Origin of the sequence: Paenibacillus sp. BIC5C1 (assembly GCF_032399705.1) — a bacterium.
In the GTDB taxonomy this organism is placed as follows: Bacteria; Bacillota; Bacilli; order Paenibacillales; family Paenibacillaceae; genus Paenibacillus; species Paenibacillus taichungensis_A.
In genome coordinates, this window is record NZ_CP135922.1 from 6216091 (window position 1) to 6240855 (window position 24765).

Sequence of the window (24765 nt, forward strand, 5' to 3'; positions counted from 1 at the left end):
CAAACATTAAAGATGTTCATTTATCTTCTTGTTTTCTTATCATCATCAGTATGGCCTTTGTACGTACGGGTTGGAGCGAACTCACCCAATTTGTGTCCGACCATGTCCTCAGTTACGTATACTGGTACGTGTTTACGACCGTCATATACGCCAAATGTGTGTCCGATGAATTGCGGGAAAATTGTAGAACGACGGGACCAGGTTTTAATAACAAGCTTTTTACCGGATGCTTCCATCTCTTCTACCTTTTTCAGCATGTAGCCATCAATGAATGGCCCTTTTTTCAAACTGCGACCCATGTGGAGATCCTCCCTTCAAACGTAGCTATTATGCATCCGCAGATGCCTCACGAAGTTATGCACAGTGTGTATTACTTCGTGCGGCGGCGAATGATGTATTTATCAGAAGCTTTATTTTTCTTACGCGTTTTGTAACCAAGAGTAGGTTTACCCCATGGTGACATTGGCGATTTACGTCCGATTGGAGCACGACCTTCACCACCACCGTGTGGGTGATCGTTAGGGTTCATTACTACACCACGAACTTCAGGACGTTGTCCCAACCAACGGCTACGACCGGCTTTACCGATTTTGATGAGCTCGTGGTCTTGGTTACCAACAGATCCGATTGTTGCGCGGCAAACTTTCAGAATACGACGAACTTCTCCGGAAGAGAGACGAACAGATACGTATTTTTCTTCTTTACCAAGCAATTGAGCTTCTGTACCAGCAGCACGAACCAATTGTCCGCCTTTACCTGGTTTCAACTCGATGTTGTGGATAACGGTACCTACTGGAATGTTTTCAAGTGGCAGTGCGTTACCGATTTTGATGTCTGCGTCAGGACCGGAGAATACTTGATCGCCAACTTTCAGACCTTTAGGAGCGATGATGTAACGTTTCTCACCATCAGCGTAGTGAATCAAAGCAATGTTGGATGTACGGTTCGGGTCATACTCAATCGTAGCAACGCGGCCCGGTATTCCATCTTTAGTACGTTTGAAGTCAATGATACGGTATTTACGTTTGTGTCCACCACCGTGGTGACGAACTGTAATTTTACCTTGGTTGTTGCGGCCTGCTTGTTTGCTCAACGGGGCCAACAACGATTTCTCCGGCTTATCTGTGGTGATTTCCTCAAATGTAGAAACGGACATGTTCCGTCTTGCCGGGGAAGTTGGTTTATACTTTTTGATTGGCACTAGGTTTCCCTCCTTACTTCAAAAATTTCAATTATACAGTTTCAAAGAACTCAAGCGTTTTGCTGTCTTGTGTCAGCGTTACAAACGCTTTTTTCCATTCGCTTGTATATCCGGAATAACGTCCGTACCGTTTAGGCTTAGCTGGAACACGCAGAGTGTTCACGTTTTTCACTTTTACGTTGAAAATAGCTTCTACGGCCTTTTTGATCTCGGTTTTGTTTGCACGGATATCGACTTCAAATACATATTTCAAGTCATTCATCATGTCAGCAGTACGTTCCGTAATAATCGGACGTTTTACAATATCACGAGGATCCTTCATTACGCGAGCACCTCCTCTACCTTCTGAACTGCTTCTTTCGTAATGATCAGTTTGTCGTGCGAAAGCACGTCAAGAACATTAATGCCGTCAGCAGCTACGAATTTCACGCCAGGAATATTCCGTGCGGAAAGAGCCACATTATCATCATAGCTAGGAGCTACGATCAAAGCTTTGCGTCCAACTTTCAAGTTGTTCAAGATGGCTGCAAATTCTTTTGTTTTAGGCGTGCTCAGCGTGAGAGCATCCAGAACGATAATGTCATTGTCGATCACTTTGGATGAAAGAGCTGATTTGATCGCCAAACGGCGAACTTTCTTAGGCAGTTTGTACGCATAGCTCCGTGGTGTCGGACCAAATACGATACCGCCGCCTTTCCATTGTGGAGAACGAATCGAACCTTGACGAGCGCGACCTGTACCTTTTTGTTTCCAAGGTTTGCGTCCACCGCCACGTACTTCAGAACGTCCTTTTACTTTGTGGGTACCTTGACGAAGGGAAGCGCGTTGCATAAGAACTGCATCGTACAGAACGTGTTGGTTCGGCTCAATCCCGAAAACGGCATCGTTCAATTCAACTTCGCCTACTTGGCTACCATCTACATTGTAAACTGATACTTTTGGCATTTTGTGTTCCTCCTTTCTTCAGTGGTTATTTTTTCACCGTTTCTTTAACTTTAATGAGACTGTTTTTCGGTCCAGGAATGGAACCTTTCACGAGCAACACGTTACGTTCAGCGTCTACTTTAACTACTTCAAGACGTTGGATTGTAACAGTATCATGTCCCATGTGTCCTGGCAGGCGTTTGCCTTTAGGAACGCGGTTAGCTTGGATCGAACCCATTGAACCAGGGCCACGGTGGTAACGTGAACCGTGTGACATAGGTCCAGTGCTTTGTCCCCAACGTTTGATAACGCCGGCAAAACCTTTACCTTTAGAAACACCCGTTACGTCAACGAATTCGCCTTCAGCGAAAATGTCAGCTTTCAGTTCTTGGCCAACTTCATATTCTGCGATGTTGATACCGCGAACTTCACGAACGTAGCGCTTAGGGGCAGTGTTCGCTTTTTTAGCGTGACCTGCTTCTGGCTTGTTAGCATTTTTCTCTTTCTTATCGGAATAACCGATTTGAATTGCTTCGTAGCCATCATTCTCAATATCTTTCTTTTGCAAAACAACACAAGGGCCTGCTTCGATAACCGTTACTGGTACAACGTTACCCTCAGGTGTAAATACTTGAGTCATTCCGAGTTTTTTTCCTAAGATTGCTTTCATGTTGACACCTCTTTTCCTTTATACATGGTCTTTGTTGTAGCTTGTATTACAATTTAATTTCGATATCTACACCGGACGGCAGATCCAAGCGCATCAAGGCATCCACAGTTTGTGGAGTCGGGTTAACGATGTCGATCAAACGCTTATGTGTGCGTTGTTCGAATTGTTCCCGAGAATCCTTGTACTTGTGCACCGCACGAAGAATAGTAATGATTTGTTTTTCAGTAGGAAGCGGAATCGGACCGGATACACCTGCACCCGAACGTTTTGCTGTTTCAACAATTTTCTCCGCGGATTGATCAAGAATTCTGTGGTCGTAAGCTTTCAAACGAATACGAATTTTTTGCTTTGCCATTTTAGTCCCTCCTTCTATCGCCCAATTTTTTATCGGACATACTCCGTGAAAATTTTCTAGCCACTGCCCCATGGCAAAGGGGCCGGGTGTGCCAGTAACCTCTCACATCATCGCAACGTCACAGAACAACATTCATTATTATATAGAAAAGATGGGCATATTGCAAGCATATTTAAGAAAAACATTTAAACTAATCTTTTCTTATGAAATGACTTCGTTTAGTGCAGTGTTTATCTCCAATATCCAGGCTGCCTTACCAATCCTTCTACATTCGTAAATGATGTTCATTTCGTATGACGCAGGTTCCGAAACTATTACATAATAAAAGAGTTCTTTATCCGATGTCGGATAAAGAACTCTTCCGAAGCTTCGTTACAGCACAATGTTACTCGTTCCAGTACACTGTTGCATATGCTTACTCAGCGATAAGCTGAATTATTTTTGGATAGTTGCTACGGAACCTGCACCTACTGTACGGCCACCTTCACGAATGGAGAACTTAGTTCCTTCTTCAATCGCGATTGGGGAGATCAGTTGAACAGTAACCGTGATGTTGTCACCAGGCATTACCATTTCAGTACCTTCTGGCAAGTTGATGATACCAGTTACGTCAGTTGTACGGAAGTAGAACTGTGGACGGTATCCAGTGAAGAAAGGCTTATGACGGCCACCCTCTTCTTTAGTCAAAACGTAGATTTGTGCAGAGAATTCTGTGTGTGGCTTAACAGAACCCGGTTTTGCCAAAACTTGTCCACGCTCGATTTGAGTACGGTCAACACCACGCAGCAATGCGCCGATGTTGTCACCCGCTTGAGCGGAATCCAGCAATTTACGGAACATTTCAACGCCCGTAACTACGGATTTTTTAGTTTCTTCAGTGATACCAACGATTTCGATCTCTTCGCCGACTTTAACAGTACCACGCTCTACACGACCTGTAGCAACAGTACCACGACCAGTGATGGAGAATACGTCCTCGACAGGCATCAAGAAAGGTTTGTCAGTTTGACGCTCAGGCAGTGGGATGTAAGTATCGATTTCTTTGAACATCTCAACGATTTTTTGAGCCCACTCACCATCAGGGTTTTGCAGAGCTTCACGAGCGGATCCACGAGTGATTGGAGTATCATCACCTGGGAACTCATATTCGTTAAGAAGGTCGCGAACTTCCATCTCAACCAATTCCAACAACTCTTCGTCTTCAACCATGTCACATTTGTTCAAGAATACAACAATGTAAGGTACGCCTACTTGACGGGAGAGCAAGATGTGCTCACGAGTTTGTGGCATTGGGCCGTCAGCTGCGGATACTACCAAGATAGCTCCGTCCATTTGTGCCGCGCCAGTGATCATGTTTTTAACATAGTCGGCGTGACCTGGGCAGTCTACGTGAGCGTAGTGACGAGTGTCAGTTTCGTACTCAACGTGAGCTGTGGAGATTGTGATACCGCGCTCGCGCTCTTCTGGAGCTTTGTCGATTTGGTCGAATGCTACAGCAGCACCACCGTAAGTTTTGGACAATACAGTTGTGATTGCAGCAGTCAGAGTTGTTTTACCATGGTCGACGTGACCGATAGTACCAATGTTAACGTGGGGTTTATTACGTTCGTATTTAGCCTTTGCCATTTGAACGTGGCCTCCTTAAAATTATAATTTTATGTTTTCACTAAATGAAGTGCAAAGAATTCATGACTCTTATGCACTTTCATTCAATGAGAGAAAACTACTCGGTTCCTTTTGTTTTGGCAACAATCTCTTCAGCGATGCTCTTAGGAACTTCTTCATAGTGAGAAAGCTCCATGGAGAATACGCCGCGTCCTTGAGTACCGGAACGAAGAGTTGTAGAGTATCCGAACATTTCAGACAAAGGTACTTTAGCACGGATGATTTGGGCTCCACTACGGGAATCCATACCTTCGATGCGGCCACGACGGGAGTTAAGCATACCCATAACGTCACCCATGTACTCTTCTGGAACGGTTACTTCTACTTTCATGATTGGCTCAAGCAGAACTGGACTACATTTGTCTTTCGCAGCTTTCAGCGCCATTGATCCGGCAATTTTAAATGCCATCTCGTTGGAATCGACATCATGGTAAGATCCGTCTACGATTGTAGCCTTAACGTCAACAAGCGGGAAGCCTGCAATAACGCCGTTTTTCATTTGCTCTTCGATACCTGCAAGAGCTGGTTGAATGTATTCTCTTGGTACGGAACCACCGACAACCTTACTTTCGAACTGGCTGCCTGTACCCGGCTCGAGAGGTTCGAACTCAACCCATACGTGACCGTATTGACCACGACCACCGGATTGACGAACGAATTTACCTTCAACGCGCGCTGGTGCACGGAATGTTTCACGGTAAGCTACTTGTGGTTTACCCACAGTAGTTTCAACCTTGAACTCACGACGCATACGGTCAATGATGATATCAAGGTGAAGCTCACCCATACCTGCCAAGATTGTTTGGCCTGTTTCTTCGTCAGTATGAGCACGAAGAGTAGGATCCTCTTCAGTCAACTTACCGAGAGCAACACCCATTTTATCTTGGTCAGCTTTGGTTTTAGGTTCAACGGCGATTTCGATAACCGGATCAGGGAAGTTCATTGACTCCAGGATAACCGGATTTTTCTCATCACACAGTGTATCACCTGTACCAGTATCTTTCAAACCTACGGCAGCTGCAATGTCACCGGAGTAAACTTCAGTGATCTCTTGACGGCTGTTCGCATGCATTTGAAGGATACGACCGATACGCTCACGTTTGCCTTTAGTGGCATTCAATACGTAAGAACCGGATTGAAGAACACCGGAATATACGCGGAAGAATGTCAATTTACCAACGTAAGGGTCAGTCATGATTTTGAAGGCCAATGCAGAGAATGGCTCCTCATCGGAAGACTTGCGAATAGCTTCAGTTCCATCTTCGAGGTGACCAGTGATCGCTGGTACATCGGTTGGAGCTGGCAAGTAGTCGATTACAGCATCCAACATCAGTTGGACACCTTTGTTACGATATGAGGAACCACAGATAACAGGGAAGATCTTAACATCTACAACACCTTTACGGAGAGCGCCTTTGATCTCTTCAATAGAGATTTCTTCGCCTTCCAGGTATTTCATTGTCAATTCTTCGTCCAGTTCTGCGACACGCTCGATCAATTCGTTACGGAGTTCTTCAACTTGCTCTTTGAATTCCGCAGGAATTTCTGTTTCTTCGATATTTTGACCAAGGTCATCTTTGTACATATGAGCCTTTTGTTCAACGATATCGATAATACCGATGAAATCATTTTCAGCGCCGATTGGAAGTTGAATCGCAACAGCGTTCGCTTGAAGGCGATCACGCATGTCAGATACAACGTTCAGGAAGTCAGCACCGATGATATCCATTTTGTTTACGTAAGCGATACGAGGTACGCCGTACTTGTCAGCCTGTCTCCATACGGTTTCGGACTGAGGCTCAACGCCTTCTTTCGCACTGAATACACCAACTGCTCCGTCCAATACACGAAGGGAACGTTCAACTTCAACAGTGAAGTCAACGTGTCCCGGGGTATCAATGATATTAACGCGGTGGCCCTTCCAAGCAGCGGTAGTCGCAGCGGAAGTAATCGTAATTCCGCGCTCCTGTTCCTGTTCCATCCAGTCCATTGTCGCAGCGCCTTCGTGAACTTCACCGATTTTGTGCGTACGGCCTGTGTAGAACAAGATCCGCTCAGTTGTAGTGGTTTTACCCGCGTCAATATGAGCCATGATCCCGATATTACGTGTATTTTTCAAGGAGAACTCTCTTGCCATGAATTGGGTCTCCCTTCAAAATTGAAGTTATTATTGTGAACTGAATCCTACCAACGGTAGTGAGCAAACGCTTTGTTCGCTTCAGCCATTTTGTGCGTGTCTTCACGTTTCTTAACGGAAGCGCCTGTGTTGTTGGAAGCGTCGATGATCTCAGCCGCCAAACGCTCTTCCATTGTTTTCTCACCGCGGTTGCGGGAGTAGTTCACGAGCCAACGTAATCCCAAAGAAGTACGTCTCTCTGGTTTTACCTCGATTGGTACTTGGTAGTTGGCACCGCCGACACGGCGAGCTTTAACTTCCAGGACTGGCATGATATTCTTGATTGCTGCTTCAAATACTTCCATCGGGTCATTACCCGTACGTTCTTGAATCAACTTGAACGCATTATACAGAATGCTTTGAGCAACACCGCGTTTTCCGTCGAGCATGATGCGGTTGATCAAACGAGTAACCAACTTGGAGTTGTATACCGGATCTGGCAACACGTCTCTTTTCGTAACTGGACCTTTGCGTGGCATGGATATCCCCCTTTCTTTCTTGTTGAGCCGATCCAACACTTTCAGATATTAATCCAAAAGGTATATGGAATGGCTACTTATAATGTTTTAGGCTTTTTTAGCTTTTGGACGTTTAGCACCGTATTTCGAACGAGCTTGCATACGGTTGTTTACGCCTGCAGTATCAAGAGCTCCACGAACGATGTGATAACGAACCCCTGCAAGGTCTTTAACTTTACCTCCGCGGATCAACACAACGCTGTGCTCTTGAAGGTTATGTCCAATTCCCGGGATATAAGCAGTTACCTCGAGACGGTTCGTCAAACGAACACGGGCATACTTACGAAGTGCAGAGTTTGGTTTACGTGGAGTCATTGTACCTACACGAGTGCAGACACCACGTTTTTGTGGGGCACTGATGTTAGTAGATTCACGTTTCAAAGCGTTGAACCCTTTTTGCAAAGCTGGCGATTTGGACTTATCAACTTTAGCTTGACGTCCTTTACGAACCAGTTGGTTAATAGTTGGCATGTGATTGCCACCCCCTTCCTCAATTGTTCATGTTTCTTTATAAACCTCATTACGCTAAGTCCACAGACCCAGGCGGTTCATAAAAAGACAAATGAAAAGTTTTTGCCTTGGAGAATCCCTAAAAGTTCTCGGACAAAAACGTTCCTTACTCTATCATTTTGCGACAGCAGCCATTGCTGCTCCCACTCCAATCCCGCAAGCTTTGCCGAGATTTTTCATTGTGTCCACTTTCGTGCACTTCACATTATGTTGTTCACACAAGGCAATGATTTTGGAAGTGAGCTGCGGATCACTATCTTCAGCCACATAGACTTCAGCAGCCATTCCTGACTGGACCATCCGCATGGTCTGTTTGGTACCAATTTTGACATGAGCATCTTGCAGACCTTTTTCATTAGACATTGTTCATTCCTCCGAATAGGACCATATACAATCAGCTGCCCACGCACCTTTGATATATTAGCATCTAGCGCAAGCAATGTCAATGCTAATCCTAAAACATTTATTTGCAAGTTTTGCTATACCGGGAAACGTCCGTCTGTATAAAACAGTCGTCCGCCCCCTGGCATACAAAACCTTAACTCATTCTATAAAGTCAGAATAAAGTTAGCAAATCAGTTTAATCAACCGAAACTGGCTCAAGTTCTTCTACTGAAGATTGGCCATCTTCTGGCTCAGCAAATTTGATGCTGCGGTAACGGTTCATGCCCGTACCTGCAGGAATCAATTTACCGATGATTACATTTTCCTTCAGACCGAGCAACTGATCGACTTTACCTTTGATCGCTGCATCTGTCAGGACACGTGTAGTTTCTTGGAACGATGCCGCTGAGAGGAAGGAGTCTGTTTCCAGGGATGCTTTCGTAATACCGAGCAGGATTGGTTTCGCAACCGCTGGCTCTTTATCACTCAGAATCGCTGTTTTGTTAGCTCTTTCGTACTCATGCGTATCCACGAACGATCCTGGCAACAACGTAGTGTCCCCTGCATCGACGATACGGATTTTACGCAACATTTGACGGATCATAACTTCAACGTGTTTGTCATTGATTTCTACGCCTTGGTTACGGTATACGCGCTGTACTTCCTGCAAAATGTAGTTCTGTACGCCACGTACGCCTTTAATGCGCAGCATTTCTTTTGGATCGATAGAACCGTCTGTCAACTCGTCGCCTGCTTCAATTTCCATGCCTTCGCTTACGCGTACACGGGAACCGTAGGTAACAGAGTAAACTTTGGATTCTGCTTCACCTTGAATTTCGATTTCACGACGATCTTTCGCTTCGCGAATCTCTTTGACAACACCATCAATCTCACTGATTGTTGCTTGACCCTTTGGATTACGAGCCTCAAACAACTCCTGGATACGCGGCAAACCTTGCGTAATATCGTCTCCGGCTACACCACCGGTGTGGAACGTACGCATTGTCAACTGTGTTCCTGGCTCACCAATGGATTGTGCTGCGATAATACCAACTGCTTCACCGATTTCCACGTGTTTACCAGTCGCCAAGTTACGACCATAACACTTCTTGCAGACACCGTGACGAGCACGGCAGCTGAGTACGGAACGGATTTGCAATTTGGTTACGCCAGCTTTGATGATTGCCTCTGCTTTATCGGAATCAATCAGCTCATTGCGGTGTGCAATAACTTCTTTTGTTTCCGGATGACGAACAGTTTCGAAGCAGTATCTGCCTTCAATACGGTCGTAAAGATCCTCAATAACCTCTTTACCATCTTGGATACGACTTACCGTAAAGCCTTTATCTGTACCACAATCATCTTCACGCACGATCACGTCTTGTGCCACGTCTACGAGACGACGAGTCAGGTAACCTGAATCCGCTGTACGCAGGGCCGTATCGGCCAAACCTTTACGGGCACCGTGAGTCGAGATGAAGTACTCGAGTACCGTCAGACCTTCACGGAAGTTCGATTTGATTGGGAGTTCAATGATTCGACCGGATGGGTTGGCCATCAGACCACGCATACCGCCCAATTGGGTGATTTGCGATTTGTTACCCCGTGCTTTGGAGTCAACCATCATCATGATGGAGTTATAACGATCCATCGATTTCATCAGAATCTCGGTGATATCATCTTTCGATTTCGACCAGATATCAATGATGCGGTCATAGCGCTCTTCGTTCGTAATCAGACCACGACGGTACTGATTCGTAACGATTTGTGCTTTTTCTTCCGACTGTCTAAGAATTTCGGTTTTCTCTTCCGGAACGATAACATCCGATACCGCAACCGTAATACCGGCGCGAGTGGAGTATGTGAATCCGAGTTGTTTGATTTTATCCAAAATAACGGCTGTTTCCGTTGTATGATAAATTTCAAAACAACGTGCGATGATCGAACCGAGATATTCTTTACCGACACCACCAGCCAAAGGAGCGTTCATAATCGCTTCTCTAAGGTCAGCACCCTTCTCATAAACAAATGAATGCTCAGCTGTACCCTGGTAAAGGTTCGCACGAGTTGCATCATTGATGTAAGGGAAGCTTGCCGGGAAGATTTCGTTAAAGATGATTTTGCCGACAGTAGTCAGCAACATTGCATCTTGTTGTTCATCGGTAAAGCTTGTTTTGCCAAGCGCTCTAACCGGGATCGCTACACGTGCATGCAAACCAGCAGTTCCACGTTGGTACGCGGATACAGCTTCGTTTACCGTGCGCAAAATCATACCTGTTCCTTTTTCTTCCTTGTTGTCCATGGTCAGGTAGTAAGAACCAAGCACCATATCCTGGGAAGGGGTAACAACCGGTTTACCGTCTTTCGGGTTCAAAATGTTACCTGATGCCAGCATCAGGATACGTGCTTCTGCTTGAGCTTCAGCAGACAATGGAACGTGCACGGCCATTTGGTCACCGTCAAAGTCGGCATTGTAAGCCGTACATACGAGCGGGTGAAGACGGATGGCTTTACCTTCAACGAGAATCGGTTCAAATGCTTGAATACCGAGTCTGTGAAGTGTAGGGGCACGGTTCAACAGAACCGGGTGCTCCTTAATTACTTCTTCAAGAACATCCCATACTTCAGGACTTACACGCTCAACTTTACGTTTAGCGCTCTTGATGTTGTGGGCAAGCCCTTTATTTACAAGCTCTTTCATAACGAAAGGCTTGAACAATTCAAGTGCCATATCTTTAGGCAGACCACACTGATACATTTTCAGATAAGGTCCAACTACGATAACGGAACGACCGGAATAGTCAACCCGTTTACCGAGCAAGTTCTGACGGAAACGTCCTTGTTTACCTTTCAGCATGTGGCTGAGGGATTTCAAAGGACGGTTACCAGGACCCGTTACAGGGCGTCCACGACGGCCGTTGTCGATCAATGCGTCAACAGCTTCCTGCAGCATCCGTTTTTCATTTTGCACGATAATGTCTGGCGCGCCAAGGTCAAGCAAACGTTTCAAACGGTTGTTCCGGTTGATTACACGGCGATACAGGTCATTCAGGTCAGACGTTGCAAAACGTCCACCATCCAGCTGTACCATTGGACGAAGTTCCGGCGGGATAACAGGAAGTACATCCATGATCATCCACTCAGGTTTATTACCTGAGTTGCGGAATGCTTCGATAACTTCCAAACGTTTAATCGCACGGTTACGACGTTGTCCTTGTGCAGTGCGGAGCTCTTCCTTCAGGAATTCAAGCTCTTTATCCACATCAAGGTCTTGAAGCAGTTTTTTAACCGCTTCTGCACCCATACCAGCCTGGAATCCATATCCGTATTTCTCACGGTAGCTGCGGTATTCTTTCTCGGACAACAGCTGTTTTTTCTCCAGTGGAGTTTCTCCTGGATCAGTTACTACATATGATGCAAAATAAATAATCTCCTCGAGAGATCTTGGAGACATATCCAAAGCGAGACCCATGCGGCTCGGAATACCTTTGAAGTACCAGATATGCGATACCGGAGCAGCGAGCTCAATATGGCCCATCCGTTCGCGGCGTACTTTCGCACGTGTCACTTCAACGCCACAACGATCACAGACAACGCCTTTATAACGGACGCGTTTGTATTTACCGCAATGACATTCCCAGTCTTTTGTAGGGCCAAAAATCTTTTCGCAGAACAGCCCTTCTTTTTCCGGTTTCAACGTACGATAGTTGATCGTTTCCGGTTTTTTCACTTCTCCGCGGGACCAAGAACGAATTTTTTCTGGGGAAGCAAGCCCGATCTTCATGTATTCGAAATTGTTGACGTCCAACAAGGAGCAACCCTCCTTAACCAAGTCCTGTATTCTAGGTTACGCCCCCTCCGGCCGAAGCCGGAGCAAGACGCGAGCCTGATGAAAAACGCCGGTCATCATGCGCCCGAAGCGGTTACTCCGCTCCGACCTCTGTACCCTCAAGGTTGAGGCTGAGCTTATCGCTCGCAGCGTCATCTTCATCGTCCATTTCTTTCATTTCAATCTCTTGCTCATCTTCGCTCAAAATCTTAACGTCCATACCCAAGCTTTGCAGCTCTTTGATCAATACTTTGAATGATTCAGGAACACCAGGTTCAGGAACATTCTCGCCTTTGACGATGGACTCATACGTTTTCACCCGACCTACAACATCATCGGACTTAACAGTCAAGATTTCTTGCAGTGTATAGGCCGCACCATAAGCCTCAAGCGCCCATACTTCCATCTCCCCGAAACGTTGTCCACCGAACTGGGCTTTACCACCCAGAGGCTGTTGCGTAACGAGTGAGTAAGGACCTGTGGAACGAGCATGGATTTTATCGTCAACCATGTGCGCCAGCTTGATCATATGCATGACGCCGACAGTAACTTCACGTTCGAACTCTTCTCCCGTACGACCATCGTACAGAACGGTTTTACCATTTCGCTGCATACCTGCTTCTTCCATCGTATCGAAGACGTCATACTCCTTCGCTCCGTCGAATACAGGAGTAGCTACGTGAATACCGAGCTGCATGGCCGCCATACCCAAGTGAACTTCAAGCACTTGACCGATGTTCATCCGGGAAGGTACGCCCAGCGGGTTAAGAACGATTTGAACTGGTGTACCGTCCGGCAGGAAAGGCATATCTTCTTCCGGCAGGATACGGGCCACGACCCCTTTGTTACCGTGACGTCCGGCCATTTTATCACCCTCGGAAATTTTCCGTTTTTGAGCGATATAGACACGAACGAGTTGGTTAACACCTGGAGGCAGTTCATCACCGTTTTCACGGGTAAAGACTTTAACATCAACTACGATACCGTCAGTACCGTGAGGTACACGCAGGGAAGTATCACGTACTTCACGCGCTTTCTCACCGAAGATCGCATGCAGGAGACGTTCTTCTGCAGTCAGTTCCGTTACACCTTTTGGTGTTACTTTACCAACCAGAATGTCACCAGCACTGATTTCAGCACCGATACGGATAATACCGCGCTCATCCAGATTACGCAGCGCTTCTTCCCCTACGTTCGGGATATCACGTGTAATCTCTTCAGGTCCGAGCTTAGTATCACGTGCTTCAGACTCATACTCCTCGATATGAATGGATGTATACACATCTTCTTTAACGAGTTTTTCGCTGAGCAAGATCGCATCCTCGTAGTTGTAACCTTCCCAAGTCATGAAGGCAACTACTACGTTACGTCCCAATGCCAATTCACCCATTTCCGTCGAAGGACCGTCTGCAAGGATGTCGCCAGCTTTGACAACAGCACCTCTTTTGACAATCGGACGTTGGTTAATGCATGTTCCTTGGTTCGAACGCATAAATTTGTGTAATTTATATTTAACGATATCGCCTTTGACTTCTTGACCATCAACTTCTTCTACGCGACGCAACCAAATCTCATTCGCAGAAGAACGTTCAATAATCCCGTCATATTTGGAGACAATACATACACCGGAATCTTTCGCGGCTTTATGTTCCATACCTGTTCCGACCAGCGGAGCTTTAGGAATCAAGAGTGGAACGGCTTGCCGCTGCATGTTCGATCCCATGAGCGCACGGTTGGAGTCATCGTTCTCAAGGAACGGAATGAGCGCTGTAGCGACAGATACAACTTGCTTAGGAGATACGTCCATATAGTCAACACGTTCACTCGGCATCGTAAGGATGTTATCCGACTGCTTGTTGTAACGTACAATGATCGCTTCTTCAGCAAAAGTACTGTCTTCATTCAGCTTCGCATTCGCTTGTGCGATGACATAGTTGTCCTCTTCGTCTGCTGTCAGGTAATCGATTTGCTCGGTTACGACACCAGTCTTCGGATCTACCCAGCGATAAGGAGCTTCAATGAATCCATATTCGTTCACACGGGCAAATGTCGACAGGGAGTTGATCAAACCAATGTTTGGTCCCTCTGGTGTCTCGATTGGACACATCCGGCCATAGTGGGATGGATGCACGTCACGGACTTCCATGCCGGCACGCTCACGTGTCAAACCACCCGGTCCGAGTGCAGACAGACGGCGTTTATGCGTCAACTCACCCAGCGGGTTCGTTTGATCCATAAACTGTGACAATTGGGAGCTACCGAAGAATTCTTTAATGGATGCAATAACAGGACGTATGTTAATCAAAGCCTGAGGCGTGATTACGTTAGCATCCTGAATGGACATTCTCTCACGAACTACACGTTCCATACGGGATAAACCGATACGGAATTGGTTTTGCAAGAGTTCACCAACCGAGCGGAGACGACGGTTACCCAGGTGATCGATATCATCTGTGCTTCCGATGCCATGCAGAAGGTTAATGAAGTAACTGATGGAGGAAATGATATCAGCCGGTGTAACGTTCTTCACTGATTTATCAATGTTAGCATTGGCAATCAGTTTAACGACCTTACCATCCTCAATTGGTGAAAACACATCAATTGTTTGCATCGGGATATCATTGGCATCCAAAACGCCGTTAGCAACGTGATATGTGCGGAAACCAACACTCTTCTCTAGTTGCGGCATGATTTCATCCAACAGACGACGGTCTATCATTTGACCTGCTTCAGCGATAATTTCGCCAGTTTCGGTATCTACAAGAGACTCAGCCAAACGTTGGTTGAACAAACGGTTTTTGATGTGCAGCTTTTTGTTGATTTTGTAACGACCTACATTAGCTAGGTCATAACGTTTTGGATCAAAGAAACGAGCTACGAGCAAGCTTTTCGCATTATCCAGCGTTGGTGGCTCGCCCGGACGAAGACGCTCATAAATCTCAATCAGCGCTTTCTCCGTTGAATCCGTATTGTCTTTGTCCAGTGTATTGCGGATATATTCGTCATTACCGAGCAGATCCAGAATCTCAGCGTCTGTGCCAAAACCAAGTGCACGCAGGAGAACCGTCACCGGTATTTTACGTGTACGGTCGATCCGGACGTAAACAACATCCTTCGCGTCCATCTCCAGTTCGAGCCAAGCGCCGCGGTTAGGAATAACTGTAGCGGTATACGTTTTTTTGGCGTTTTTATCTACTTTGGTACTGAAGTAAACGCTAGGAGAGCGAACCAACTGGCTGACAATAACCCGTTCCGCACCATTAATAATAAATGTGCCGGTGTCGGTCATCAGCGGGAAATCTCCCATGAATACTTCCTGCTCTTTGACTTCGCCGGTTTCCTTATTAATGAGCCGGACTTTGACCCGAAGCGGTGCTGCATAAGTAACGTCACGCTCTTTCGCGTCGTCTACTGTATACTTCGGTTCACCGAGACTGTAATCGATAAATTCCAAAATCAAGTTACCTGTAAAATCCTGGATCGGCGAGATATCCTGGAACATTTCGCGCAACCCTTCCTCCAAAAACCAATCGTAAGATTTTTGTTGGATTTCAATCAGGTTCGGAACTTCGAGTATCTCGTTAATTCGTGCATAACTGCGCCGAGTGCGTCGACCATATTGAACAAGATGTCCTGCCAACTTAAACTCACCCCTCAATGTCTACTCACTTTAAAAATTTCGTTGCGAACCTCTGTTTGTAACCTTATAATGGTACACATACAGAGCAAAGCAATGCATCCACAAATAAAGAAAAGCCCTTACTCGAATGTCGTTCGAAAAAAGAGCAACTTTGATCGGCGGATGTCTTTCCAAATCATACTTATCCCCAGTTTGCCCAAAATGTACATATTATACGCCAAACGTAGGCATAATAAGCCCGTTCGGCGTAAAAAAGGTTGACATTTTTAGTTAGCTAAAGCCAAATAGGGCATCTTAATACTGACATTTTACAATAATACCACGGCCTGAATTTCAAGTCAATAGTCCTATTGCAAAAAAAATGCTGCCCTGCTTACTTTACAAATCAGGATTTAGTCTAAAGACGGCTCTTCCAATTTCACAGCTTTGAAAATTCGGTAGCCTTTATCCTTCGTTACTTCCTCCACTCGTCCAAAGAGAGATTCCAGCTTCGCTTTTGCCGAAGGTGCTCCCTGCTTTTTCTGAATGACAATCCATAACGCTCCGCCCATCTTCAAATGACCATAAGCCTGTTCAAAGATCGTATGCACGGTTTCCTTACCGGCACGGATCGGAGGATTGGTCAGAATCGCGTCAAAGTCTTCCTTTTCAACTTCAGCCAGAAGATTGCTTTGCATAACCGTTACATTCGTTATGCCGTTCGCTTTTGCATTTTCCTTGGAAAGCTCAACTGCTCTCTCATTGATATCGATCATGGTGACATGTCCATCCGGTACAAGTTTAGCCGCTGTAAGACCAATGGGTCCATACCCGCAGCCCACATCCAGTACATGAGCTCCAGCAGGCAACTCTATAGCATCAATCAACACTCTGCTGCCGTAATCGATTCCGTTTTTGGAAAATACCCCTGCATCCGTAACGAGTCGTAATTTCCATCCGCGTAGCTCCGCTTCTGTAGCCCGTCTGTCATGTGCCACCTGCGGTTTGTCCGAATAATAATGATTGGACATGTCCTCACTCACTTTCCTTATACAATTACAGCAACAAACCCCTTGATATAAGTCAAGGGGTTTGTTGTTTTGTTCATCTAGCTAATGAAAGCTAAATTATTTAACTTCGATTGAAGCGCCTGCTTCTTCAAGCTTAGCTTTAACCGCTTCTGCTTCTTCTTTGCTTACTTTTTCTTTCAATGGTTTTGGAGCGTTGTCAACCACTTCTTTTGCTTCTTTCAAGCCAAGACCTGTGATTTCACGAACTGCTTTGATAACGTTGATTTTGGAAGCACCAGCGCTAGTCAAGATTACGTCGAACTCGGATTGCTCAGCTTCAGCTGCAGCAGCTCCGCCACCTGCAACAGCTACTGGAGCTGCAGCAGTTACGCCGAATTCTTCTTCGATTGCTTTAACGAGATCATTCAATTCCAGTACAGTCATGCCTTTGATTGCTTCCAAGATTTGCTCTTTACTCATGATTGAACCTCCATATATAATATTATTTTTTTTGTATTTCATCACTGCCTAAGCAGCATTCAGATCAAGTTGCTTACGCGCCTTGTTCTTCTTTTTCAGCAACAGCTTTAACCGCAAGCGCGAAGTTGCGCACTGGCGCTTGAAGCACGCTGAGGAGCATGGAAAGGAGACCTTCGCGGGATGGCAATTCTGCCAACGCTTTGACTTCTTGTACTCCAATTACGCGACCTTCTACAACTGCACCTTTCAATTCCAGTGCATCGTTCTTTTTCGCGAAGTCGTTCAGAATTTTGGCTGGAGCCACTACGTCGTCTACGCTGAATGCAATTGCACTAGGACCTGTCAGTACTTCGTTAAGTTCTGTCAGTTCTGCTGCAGCTGCTGCGCGGCGAAGCAACGAGTTTTTCAGCACTTGGAATTCGATTCCGGCTTCACGAAGCTGCTTACGCAGCTCAGTTACTTGGGCAACGTTCAAACCGCGATAGTCAACAACAACGCTAGTAGCGCTCTCGCGCAATTTTGCTGTTACTGCATCAACGGACTCTTGTTTTGCTTGAATCACTTTTGCGTTTGCCAAACTGTACACCTCCTGATCAAATTTATCCCATTAAGAAAAGCCTCCGTAGAATCACGAAGGCTTGATATATACTCATAACCGATTTTCATCGTTCTAAGTTCTATAATCACACCTCGGCAGGAAATTAAGCCATAATGGCACCTACTGTCTACGGTAAGCATATTCAAATGTCAACGGTCAGTCACTCGGACTCACAACTTTTATAGATTATCAGAACAGGACAAGCCTGTCAAGTGATATTATCTAAAAGAAGCTGCGTTCACGCGTGCACCAGGGCCCATCGTGGAAGAAAGACTTACATTCTTCAGATAAACACCTTTTGCTGCCGCCGGTTTAGCACGAGTCAAAGCATCCATGAGAGCTTTAAGGTTCTCATTCAATTGCTCTGCCGAGAAAGAAGCTTTACCGATCGGTGCATGAATTTGACCTGCACGATCCAGACGATATTCGATTTTACCGGCTTTAATTTCTTGAACAGCCTTGGATACATCGAAAGTTACCGTTCCGGCTTTAGGGTTAGGCATCAGACCTTTACCGCCGAGCAGTCGGCCCAATTTACCTACTTCACTCATCATATCCGGTGTCGCTACGCAGACGTCGAATTCGAACCAGCCTTGTTGGATTTTGTTGATCATGTCTGCATCACCAACATAGTCCGCGCCAGCCGCTTCCGCTTCTTTCGCTTTGTCACCTTTTGCAAATACCAATACGCGTTGTGTTTTACCTGTGCCGTGTGGCAAGACAACAACACCACGTACTGCCTGGTCTTGTTTACGTGGGTCAACGCCCAAGCGTACTGCTGCTTCGATTGTTTCATCGAATTTTGCAGTGGCTGCCTTTTTCACAAGCTCTACAGCTTCTGAAGGCTCGTAAGTTGCTTCGCTGTCAATCAGCTTAGCAGCTTCCAGGTATTTTTTACCGTGTTTAGCCATGTTATATTCCTCCTTTGTGGTGTTAGCGGATATACCTCCCACATCAACCGGCCGCGAATCGGCCGGCTTTACGAAGCCATGTTTCAGATGAAAAATTAGTCTTCGATGGTGATACCCATGCTGCGGGCAGTACCTTCGACCATACGCATTGCAGACTCAACGTCAGCAGCATTCAGGTCAGGCATTTTTGTTTCCGCGATTTGACGTACCGCATCACGTTTAACGGTAGCGACTTTTTTCTTGTTCGGTTCGCCGGATCCTTTTTCTACTTTAGCTGCCACTTTCAACAGAACTGCTGCTGGTGGAGTTTTAGTAATGAAAGTAAAGGAACGGTCTTCGAATACTGTGATTTCAACAGGAATAATCAATCCCGCTTGATCGGCTGTACGAGCGTTGAACTCTTTACAGAATGCCATGATGTTGACACCTGCTTGACCCAAAGCTGGACCTACCGGAGGCGCTGGATTCGCTTTACCTGCTGGAATTTGCAGTTTTACCATTTTGATTACCTTTTTTGCCATGATTGACACCTCCTTGCAAAATAGTGGTTAACGGGCCTCTCAGCCCTCCCACAAGAAACTTGAAGAGACTATATCTTCTCCACTTGCGTGTATTCCAACTCAAGCGGTGTTTCCCGTCCAAACATGTTCACGTGCACTTTCAACTTGCTTTTGTCTACCAAAATTTCTTCCACGGAGCCCACAAAATTCGCAAAAGGACCAACTTTAATACGTACGGATTCCTTAATATCGAATTCAATTTTAGGCTTCGGCTCAACCATGCCCATGTGCTTCAGAATTTGTTCCACTTCTTCAGGCAGCAAGGCTGTTGGTTTGGACCCGGAACCTGTCGAACCGACAAATCCCGTAACACCTGGCGTGTTGCGAACAACATACCAAGAGTCATCCGTCTGGACCATTTCCACCAAGACATATCCGGGGTAAACTTTACGCATAACGGTTTTTTTCTTACCGTCTTTGTTTACCACTTCTTCTTCCATAGGAACAAGAACGCGGAAAATCTTGTCTTCCATGCCCATGGACTCTACGCGTTTTTCCAAATTGGCTTTGACCTTATTCTCATACCCTGAATAGGTATGAACGACGTACCATCTTTTTTCCATATCAAGCCACCTGGGACCCTTCTTAAATAATCGCTTCGATCACAGCGGAGATGCCGATATCAACGACCCAAAAAAACAGCGTCATAACCACAACAGTACCAAGAACGATCAATGTGTAGTTGGTCAGCTCTTTACGATTAGGCCAGCGAACTTTTTTAAGTTCAGCCCAGCTTTCAGAGAAAAAGGAAATCAGAGATTTGAAACTACGTTTCACGCCGACTACACCTCCAAAAAACTATCTGGTTTCGCGATGAGAAGTCTGCTCGTTACAAAACTTGCAAAATTTCTTCATCTCCATGCGGTCGGGGTGATTACGCTTGTTTTTTGTCGTAGTGTAATTTCTTTGTTTGCAGTTAGTACAAGCCAAAGTAATAATTACCCGCATGATGTACACCTCCCGAAGACTTCCACATTCAAGCGGAGTCTCTAAATTGATCCTAAAAAAAAGCCGCGAATTTAGGCCTACCTAAAACACTTTATCATAAGGGTATAACCATGTCAATGAAAGAATAGCCTTTCATCAATGGGTAAAAAGTTCCTATCAAACATATTCAGTTTCTCATCTCTGTTTTTCTCTTCTCCTGCATGGACCAAGCGATTACTAGTATAATCATTCTTTAACTTTATAAACTTGAGGCAGCAAAAAAAGACTCAAACCCCGAGCCTTTTCCGTCAACGACAACATGTGTTCAATTATCTCGAACTTCCAGGTACTTTTCAAGTTTACGCTTTACGCGCTGAAGTGCATTATCAATGGACTTTACATGCCTGTCCAAATCCACTGCAATCTCTTGATAAGATCTCCCGTCCAGATACAACATCAATACTTTACGTTCCAGATCACTCAGAATCTCAGACATCTTATCTTCCAGGCCCACAAACTCTTCCTGATTGATGATAAGTTCTTCCGGATCGCTGACCTGTGTTCCACAAATCACATCGAGTAACGTACGATCGGACTCTTCGTCATAAATAGGTTTGTCCAGTGATACATAAGAATTAAGCGGAATATGCTTCTGACGTGTTGCTGTCTTGATTGCCGTAATAATCTGTCGTGTAATACACAACTCGGCGAAGGCTTTGAAAGAAGCGAGCTTGTCCCCTTTAAAATCCCTAATGGATTTATAGAGTCCAATCATTCCTTCTTGAATGATATCTTCCCGGTCAGCCCCAATCAGAAAATAAGATCTTGCCTTGGCGCGTACAAAGTTACGATATTTGTTAATCAAAAACTCCAGCGCTTCGCTTTCACCTTCACGGACCGCTTCGACAATGTCTTCGTCACTTTGGTAATCATACTTGGATAACATGATATCTTTGAGGTCGACACTCACAGACAATCCCTCCGGCTGCAACGCAAGGTACCCCGTTACTCTACTCTATGAAATATAGGATCAGTATATATGATGGTACCTCACACCGTCAACCACGCTCTGCCTAAAAAAGAACATCAATAACATAATTGTCAAGAGTTTCAAAATTCTAATTTTTGTAAAACTGTGCTGTTATTCCCGGCGCCATCGTTCAAACTGCTTCAAAACGTCCGGACTTAACTTGCCACCGAGTGTATTTCGTGTTGTTTTAGCCTGATCTTCTTCCAGACGTTTCTGTAGCTCTTTTTCGTTCTGCTCTACTTCGATCAGCAATTCCCTTGCGGATACACGCAGAGCTCCCTGTCCAAAAATGACATGCTGCTCTACCATATCGCTTGTAGCCACATAGATTTGGCGTCTTCGCGTGCTTAGTTCCCGAACGAGTCTCTCAATGCATTCGTCTGCCGTCTCTTTTTCCTTTGTAAAAAAGATCTGCACTTTGCTCTGTGTAAAGGATTTACCGAGGCCAGGCACGAGGTAGGCGTCAAAAACAACAATGACTCTCCGGCCGGAGAAAGCCTGATAGTCGGCAAGTCGAGAGAGCAGCCTGTTGCGGGCCTCCTCTAATCCACTCTCCGCCAATCTGGATAGCTCTGGCCAGTCACCAATCATGTTGTACCCGTCTACAAGAAGCACATCACGGGAATCAGCCATACCTTCTAGTCCTGCGCTTGGCGCGAGCGGAGCACTTCATACATGACAACACCCGCTGCCACGGAAGCATTCAGGGAATTAATCTGACCTTGCATCGGCAATTTGATCAACACATCGCATTTCTCACGAATGAGTCGTCCCATTCCCTTGTTTTCGTTTCCGATCACGAGAGCTACCGGGCCTGTAAAGACTCCGTTACCAAACACGCTCTCCTGAGCAGCCACATCGGTACCTACAACCCACACGCCCTCTTCCTTGAGACGGTCAATGGTTTGACCCAAATTGCTTACACGAGCCACTGGCACATACTCCACCGCACCTGCTGATGTTTTGGATACAGTCACTGTAACTGCAGCTGAACGCCGTTTAGGTACAATGACACCATGTGCACCTGTGCAGTCAGCCGTCCGCAAAATCGATCCAAGATTATGTGGATCTTCAATCTCATCCAACAAAATCAAAAATGGATGTTCATTTTTTGCAGCCGCTGCAGCAAGAATGTCTTCAACTTCCACATAAGCGTAAGGAGCCGCTTGTGCTACCACGCCCTGGTGTTGAATGCCTGGAACCGTTTGATCCAGTTTACGCTTGTCCACGTGTTGAATGACAATCCCTAGTTTTTTTGCTTCCGCGATAATGGGCTGCGTCAAATGTTTTTGTGCTGTATCTGCAATCCATATTTTATTAATGGTCCGGCCTGAACGCAGCGCCTCCGTCACGGAGTGTTTACCGGCGATCCATTCTTCTTCCATCTTTGTTCGATCCTCTCTATAACGCCCTGTGATACACTGCACCCTAATCGGCACATCTTACAGAAGCGGCTTTGTAGTAATTTGTATTATTTTGTCGGTGAATGCGAATGTTGTTCCGCATGCTCGATGCCCCGGCGAATTAATTCAATCATGCGATCATGACGACCACTGCTATACAGGTAACCGATCAGACACTCCAGAGCTGTGGCATGTCTATATTCCAAAACATCTGCGTTTTTGGGAATACTGCCAGACTTGGCATTACGACCTTGTCTGACAATGTCACGTTCTTCCTCGGTCAGCTCAGCCTCAATACCAGTGAGAATGCGACTCTGTGCCTTCGCCGATACCAAACCGGTCGCACTGCGGTGCAGGTGGTTGGGACGCATGTTGGCTTTGGACAACAGATACTGCCGTACGGCAACCTCATATACCGCATCACCAATGTATGCGAGAGCGATGGGAGGAATCAACCGTGCTGGCCGGGAGGGGGGATAAGGAAACCATCCTCCCTGGTCAACGCTCAGAGATTGTTCATCACTCTGTTGTTCCTCTCGTTGCTCGGCATGTTCGACGGATTCAGACAACTTTTCCAGTTGCTCTTCGCTCATTTGCGGCGCCATCTCATTCCTTGAGCGGTATCCTCAAGCAAGATGCCCTGCGCAGACAGTTCATCGCGAATTTCATCAGCCCGAGCCCAGTTTTTGGACTTGCGCGCTTCGTTACGTTCTTCAATAAGACGTTCGATTTCTTCGTCCAAAAGCTCCGGTTCAGCCTCGGTATAGATGCGAAGCACCGCATTCAGCTCACTGAATAATTCCAGCAGAGCGCGAATGTCCGCAGCGTTCACCACATCTTGCTGCAACAGTTGGTTAGCTTCCCCAGCCCATTCAAACAGTGCCGTAATCGCATCAGGCGTATTGAAGTCGTCCTGCATTTTCTCATGATACTGTTGACGAATCTGCTCCAGTCTCGCTGCAAACTCTGCTGACACAGCCTGATCCACGCTCACAGCTTGCAAGCGATGATTAAGGTTACCTACGGCATTGGCGATCCGGTCCACACTATTCTGTGCCTGTTCCATCGTATCTTCCGTGAAGTTCAACGGATTGCGATAGTGGGTAGACAACATGAAATAACGAATGGCTTCACGTTTATATTGATTGCGAAGGTCTTTGACAAGTACACCGTTGCCGAGTGATTTCGACATTTTTTCGTTATCAATACGGATAAATCCGTTGTGCATCCAGTAGTTTGCCAGTGGTTTTCCAGTCAATACCTCGGATTGAGCGCATTCGCACTCATGGTGCGGGAACTGCAAATCCTGTCCTCCGCCGTGAATATCCAACGTATCCCCCAGGTATTCCCGTGCCATGGCAGAGCACTCGATATGCCAGCCCGGACGACCATCACCCCATGGACTGGACCAGAAAATCTCACCCGGTTTTGCAGCTTTCCAGAGTACGAAATCTTCCGGATGCTCTTTGCGCTCATCTACCCCAATACGAATTCCAAACTGTAATTCCTGAAGGTTTTGCTTAGACAGTTTGCCATACTCCGCGAATTTGCCTGTGCGATAATATACGTCGCCACCATTTTCATAGGCGAAGTCCTTTTCAACCAGCTCACGGATAAAATCAATAATGAGTGGCATGTTTTCCGTCACTCTTGGATTACTGCTTGCCTTCGGAATCCCCAGCCCTTCGAGGTCCTCGTAATAAGCCGCAATAAACTTCTCGGCAACATGAGGAACATCCGTGCCAAGCTGCTCGGCCTTGCGAATGAGTTTGTCATCAACATCAGTGAAGTTCACGACATAGTTCACTTCATGACCTGTTTGTTCCAGGTATCCGCGAACCGTGTCGAAAAAGATAACTGGACGTGCATTCCCGATATGAATGTAATCATATACGGTAGGCCCACACACATACATTTTCACTTTCCCCAGCTCTTGAGGAACAAAATTCTCTTTGGTACGACTCATCGTATTGTAAATTTGAAGCGTCATAGTCA

At 46.0% G+C, this 24765-nt stretch carries 26 protein-coding genes and 1 other annotated feature; all 26 genes read right to left on the reverse strand.

The genetic code is table 11. The features are described from left to right. Positions 1-20: 20 nt before the first annotated feature. On the reverse strand, positions 21-299 hold the full coding sequence (rpsS, locus tag RS891_RS28030) for a 30S ribosomal protein S19 (RefSeq protein WP_024633584.1): 279 nt from the start codon (positions 297-299) through the stop codon (positions 21-23). 71 nt (positions 300-370) lie between these two features. Continuing rightward, positions 371-1201 (reverse strand): 50S ribosomal protein L2, encoded by an 831-nt coding sequence (gene rplB / locus RS891_RS28035; RefSeq protein WP_076292169.1) that lies wholly within the window; start codon positions 1199-1201, stop codon positions 371-373. A gap of 31 nt (positions 1202-1232) precedes the next feature. After that, positions 1233-1523: a 50S ribosomal protein L23 gene (gene rplW, locus RS891_RS28040; protein WP_024633586.1), complete on the reverse strand. Its 291-nt coding sequence runs from the start codon at positions 1521-1523 to the stop codon at positions 1233-1235. Next, positions 1523-2146, reverse strand: coding sequence for a 50S ribosomal protein L4 (rplD, locus tag RS891_RS28045; RefSeq protein ID WP_062329471.1), 624 nt, complete (start codon positions 2144-2146; stop codon positions 1523-1525). The genes rplW and rplD overlap by 1 nt, the downstream gene beginning before the upstream one ends. A gap of 25 nt (positions 2147-2171) precedes the next feature. Further along, on the reverse strand, positions 2172-2795 hold the full coding sequence (rplC, locus tag RS891_RS28050) for a 50S ribosomal protein L3 (RefSeq protein WP_053779208.1): 624 nt from the start codon (positions 2793-2795) through the stop codon (positions 2172-2174). Between the two features lie 46 nt (positions 2796-2841). Continuing rightward, positions 2842-3150 (reverse strand): 30S ribosomal protein S10, encoded by a 309-nt coding sequence (rpsJ, locus tag RS891_RS28055; RefSeq protein WP_017692074.1) that lies wholly within the window; start codon positions 3148-3150, stop codon positions 2842-2844. A gap of 435 nt (positions 3151-3585) precedes the next feature. Then, positions 3586-4776 carry an elongation factor Tu gene (gene tuf, locus RS891_RS28060; RefSeq protein ID WP_076292167.1) on the reverse strand — a complete coding sequence of 397 codons (1191 nt, stop codon included), beginning with the start codon at positions 4774-4776 and terminating at the stop codon, positions 3586-3588. A gap of 97 nt (positions 4777-4873) precedes the next feature. Then, the gene (gene fusA / locus RS891_RS28065) at positions 4874-6952 is read right to left on the reverse strand and encodes an elongation factor G (RefSeq protein ID WP_315793736.1); all 2079 of its coding nucleotides are present in this window, start codon (positions 6950-6952) and stop codon (positions 4874-4876) included. 47 nt (positions 6953-6999) lie between these two features. Next, positions 7000-7470, reverse strand: coding sequence for a 30S ribosomal protein S7 (rpsG, locus tag RS891_RS28070; protein ID WP_007432586.1), 471 nt, complete (start codon positions 7468-7470; stop codon positions 7000-7002). An 87-nt stretch (positions 7471-7557) separates the two neighbouring features. Next, a complete protein-coding gene (gene rpsL / locus RS891_RS28075) occupies positions 7558-7980 on the reverse strand; it encodes a 30S ribosomal protein S12 (RefSeq protein WP_056697677.1) in 423 nt (140 codons plus the stop codon). A gap of 153 nt (positions 7981-8133) precedes the next feature. Beyond that, positions 8134-8382, reverse strand: coding sequence for a ribosomal L7Ae/L30e/S12e/Gadd45 family protein (locus RS891_RS28080; RefSeq protein ID WP_113055842.1), 249 nt, complete (start codon positions 8380-8382; stop codon positions 8134-8136). 217 nt (positions 8383-8599) lie between these two features. Beyond that, complete coding sequence (gene rpoC / locus RS891_RS28085) at positions 8600-12214, reverse strand: DNA-directed RNA polymerase subunit beta' (RefSeq protein WP_076292164.1); 3615 nt, start codon at positions 12212-12214, stop codon at positions 8600-8602. A gap of 112 nt (positions 12215-12326) precedes the next feature. Next, positions 12327-15872, reverse strand: coding sequence for a DNA-directed RNA polymerase subunit beta (rpoB, locus tag RS891_RS28090; protein WP_076292163.1), 3546 nt, complete (start codon positions 15870-15872; stop codon positions 12327-12329). Positions 15873-16264: 392 nt separating this feature from the next. Further along, complete coding sequence (locus RS891_RS28095; protein ID WP_315793737.1) at positions 16265-16882, reverse strand: class I SAM-dependent methyltransferase; 618 nt, start codon at positions 16880-16882, stop codon at positions 16265-16267. 96 nt (positions 16883-16978) lie between these two features. Continuing rightward, positions 16979-17341 carry a 50S ribosomal protein L7/L12 gene (gene rplL, locus RS891_RS28100; RefSeq protein ID WP_076292161.1) on the reverse strand — a complete coding sequence of 121 codons (363 nt, stop codon included), beginning with the start codon at positions 17339-17341 and terminating at the stop codon, positions 16979-16981. A 73-nt stretch (positions 17342-17414) separates the two neighbouring features. Then, positions 17415-17918, reverse strand: coding sequence for a 50S ribosomal protein L10 (gene rplJ, locus RS891_RS28105; RefSeq protein ID WP_076292160.1), 504 nt, complete (start codon positions 17916-17918; stop codon positions 17415-17417). Positions 17919-17941: 23 nt separating this feature from the next. Next, positions 17942-18090, reverse strand: a sequence feature (ribosomal protein L10 leader region). Between the two features lie 67 nt (positions 18091-18157). Continuing rightward, positions 18158-18850, reverse strand: coding sequence for a 50S ribosomal protein L1 (gene rplA, locus RS891_RS28110; RefSeq protein ID WP_024633597.1), 693 nt, complete (start codon positions 18848-18850; stop codon positions 18158-18160). Between the two features lie 95 nt (positions 18851-18945). Further along, complete coding sequence (gene rplK / locus RS891_RS28115) at positions 18946-19371, reverse strand: 50S ribosomal protein L11 (RefSeq protein ID WP_076292159.1); 426 nt, start codon at positions 19369-19371, stop codon at positions 18946-18948. 68 nt (positions 19372-19439) lie between these two features. After that, on the reverse strand, positions 19440-19973 hold the full coding sequence (gene nusG, locus RS891_RS28120; RefSeq protein ID WP_024633599.1) for a transcription termination/antitermination protein NusG: 534 nt from the start codon (positions 19971-19973) through the stop codon (positions 19440-19442). A gap of 22 nt (positions 19974-19995) precedes the next feature. Beyond that, positions 19996-20187 carry a preprotein translocase subunit SecE gene (gene secE / locus RS891_RS28125; RefSeq protein WP_024633600.1) on the reverse strand — a complete coding sequence of 64 codons (192 nt, stop codon included), beginning with the start codon at positions 20185-20187 and terminating at the stop codon, positions 19996-19998. 21 nt (positions 20188-20208) lie between these two features. Continuing rightward, positions 20209-20358 carry a 50S ribosomal protein L33 gene (gene rpmG / locus RS891_RS28130; protein ID WP_072735843.1) on the reverse strand — a complete coding sequence of 50 codons (150 nt, stop codon included), beginning with the start codon at positions 20356-20358 and terminating at the stop codon, positions 20209-20211. A gap of 304 nt (positions 20359-20662) precedes the next feature. Continuing rightward, a complete protein-coding gene (gene sigH, locus RS891_RS28135; RefSeq protein ID WP_024633601.1) occupies positions 20663-21307 on the reverse strand; it encodes an RNA polymerase sporulation sigma factor SigH in 645 nt (214 codons plus the stop codon). Positions 21308-21478: 171 nt separating this feature from the next. Continuing rightward, positions 21479-22000, reverse strand: coding sequence for an NYN domain-containing protein (locus tag RS891_RS28140; protein ID WP_113055845.1), 522 nt, complete (start codon positions 21998-22000; stop codon positions 21479-21481). Between the two features lie 5 nt (positions 22001-22005). Beyond that, a complete protein-coding gene (gene rlmB / locus RS891_RS28145) occupies positions 22006-22752 on the reverse strand; it encodes a 23S rRNA (guanosine(2251)-2'-O)-methyltransferase RlmB (RefSeq protein WP_062329492.1) in 747 nt (248 codons plus the stop codon). An 86-nt stretch (positions 22753-22838) separates the two neighbouring features. Beyond that, complete coding sequence (locus RS891_RS28150) at positions 22839-23363, reverse strand: Mini-ribonuclease 3 (protein WP_315793738.1); 525 nt, start codon at positions 23361-23363, stop codon at positions 22839-22841. Continuing rightward, positions 23360-24760 carry a cysteine--tRNA ligase gene (cysS, locus tag RS891_RS28155; protein WP_315793739.1) on the reverse strand — a complete coding sequence of 467 codons (1401 nt, stop codon included), beginning with the start codon at positions 24758-24760 and terminating at the stop codon, positions 23360-23362. The genes RS891_RS28150 and cysS overlap by 4 nt, the downstream gene beginning before the upstream one ends. Between the last annotated feature and the right edge of the window lie 5 nt (positions 24761-24765).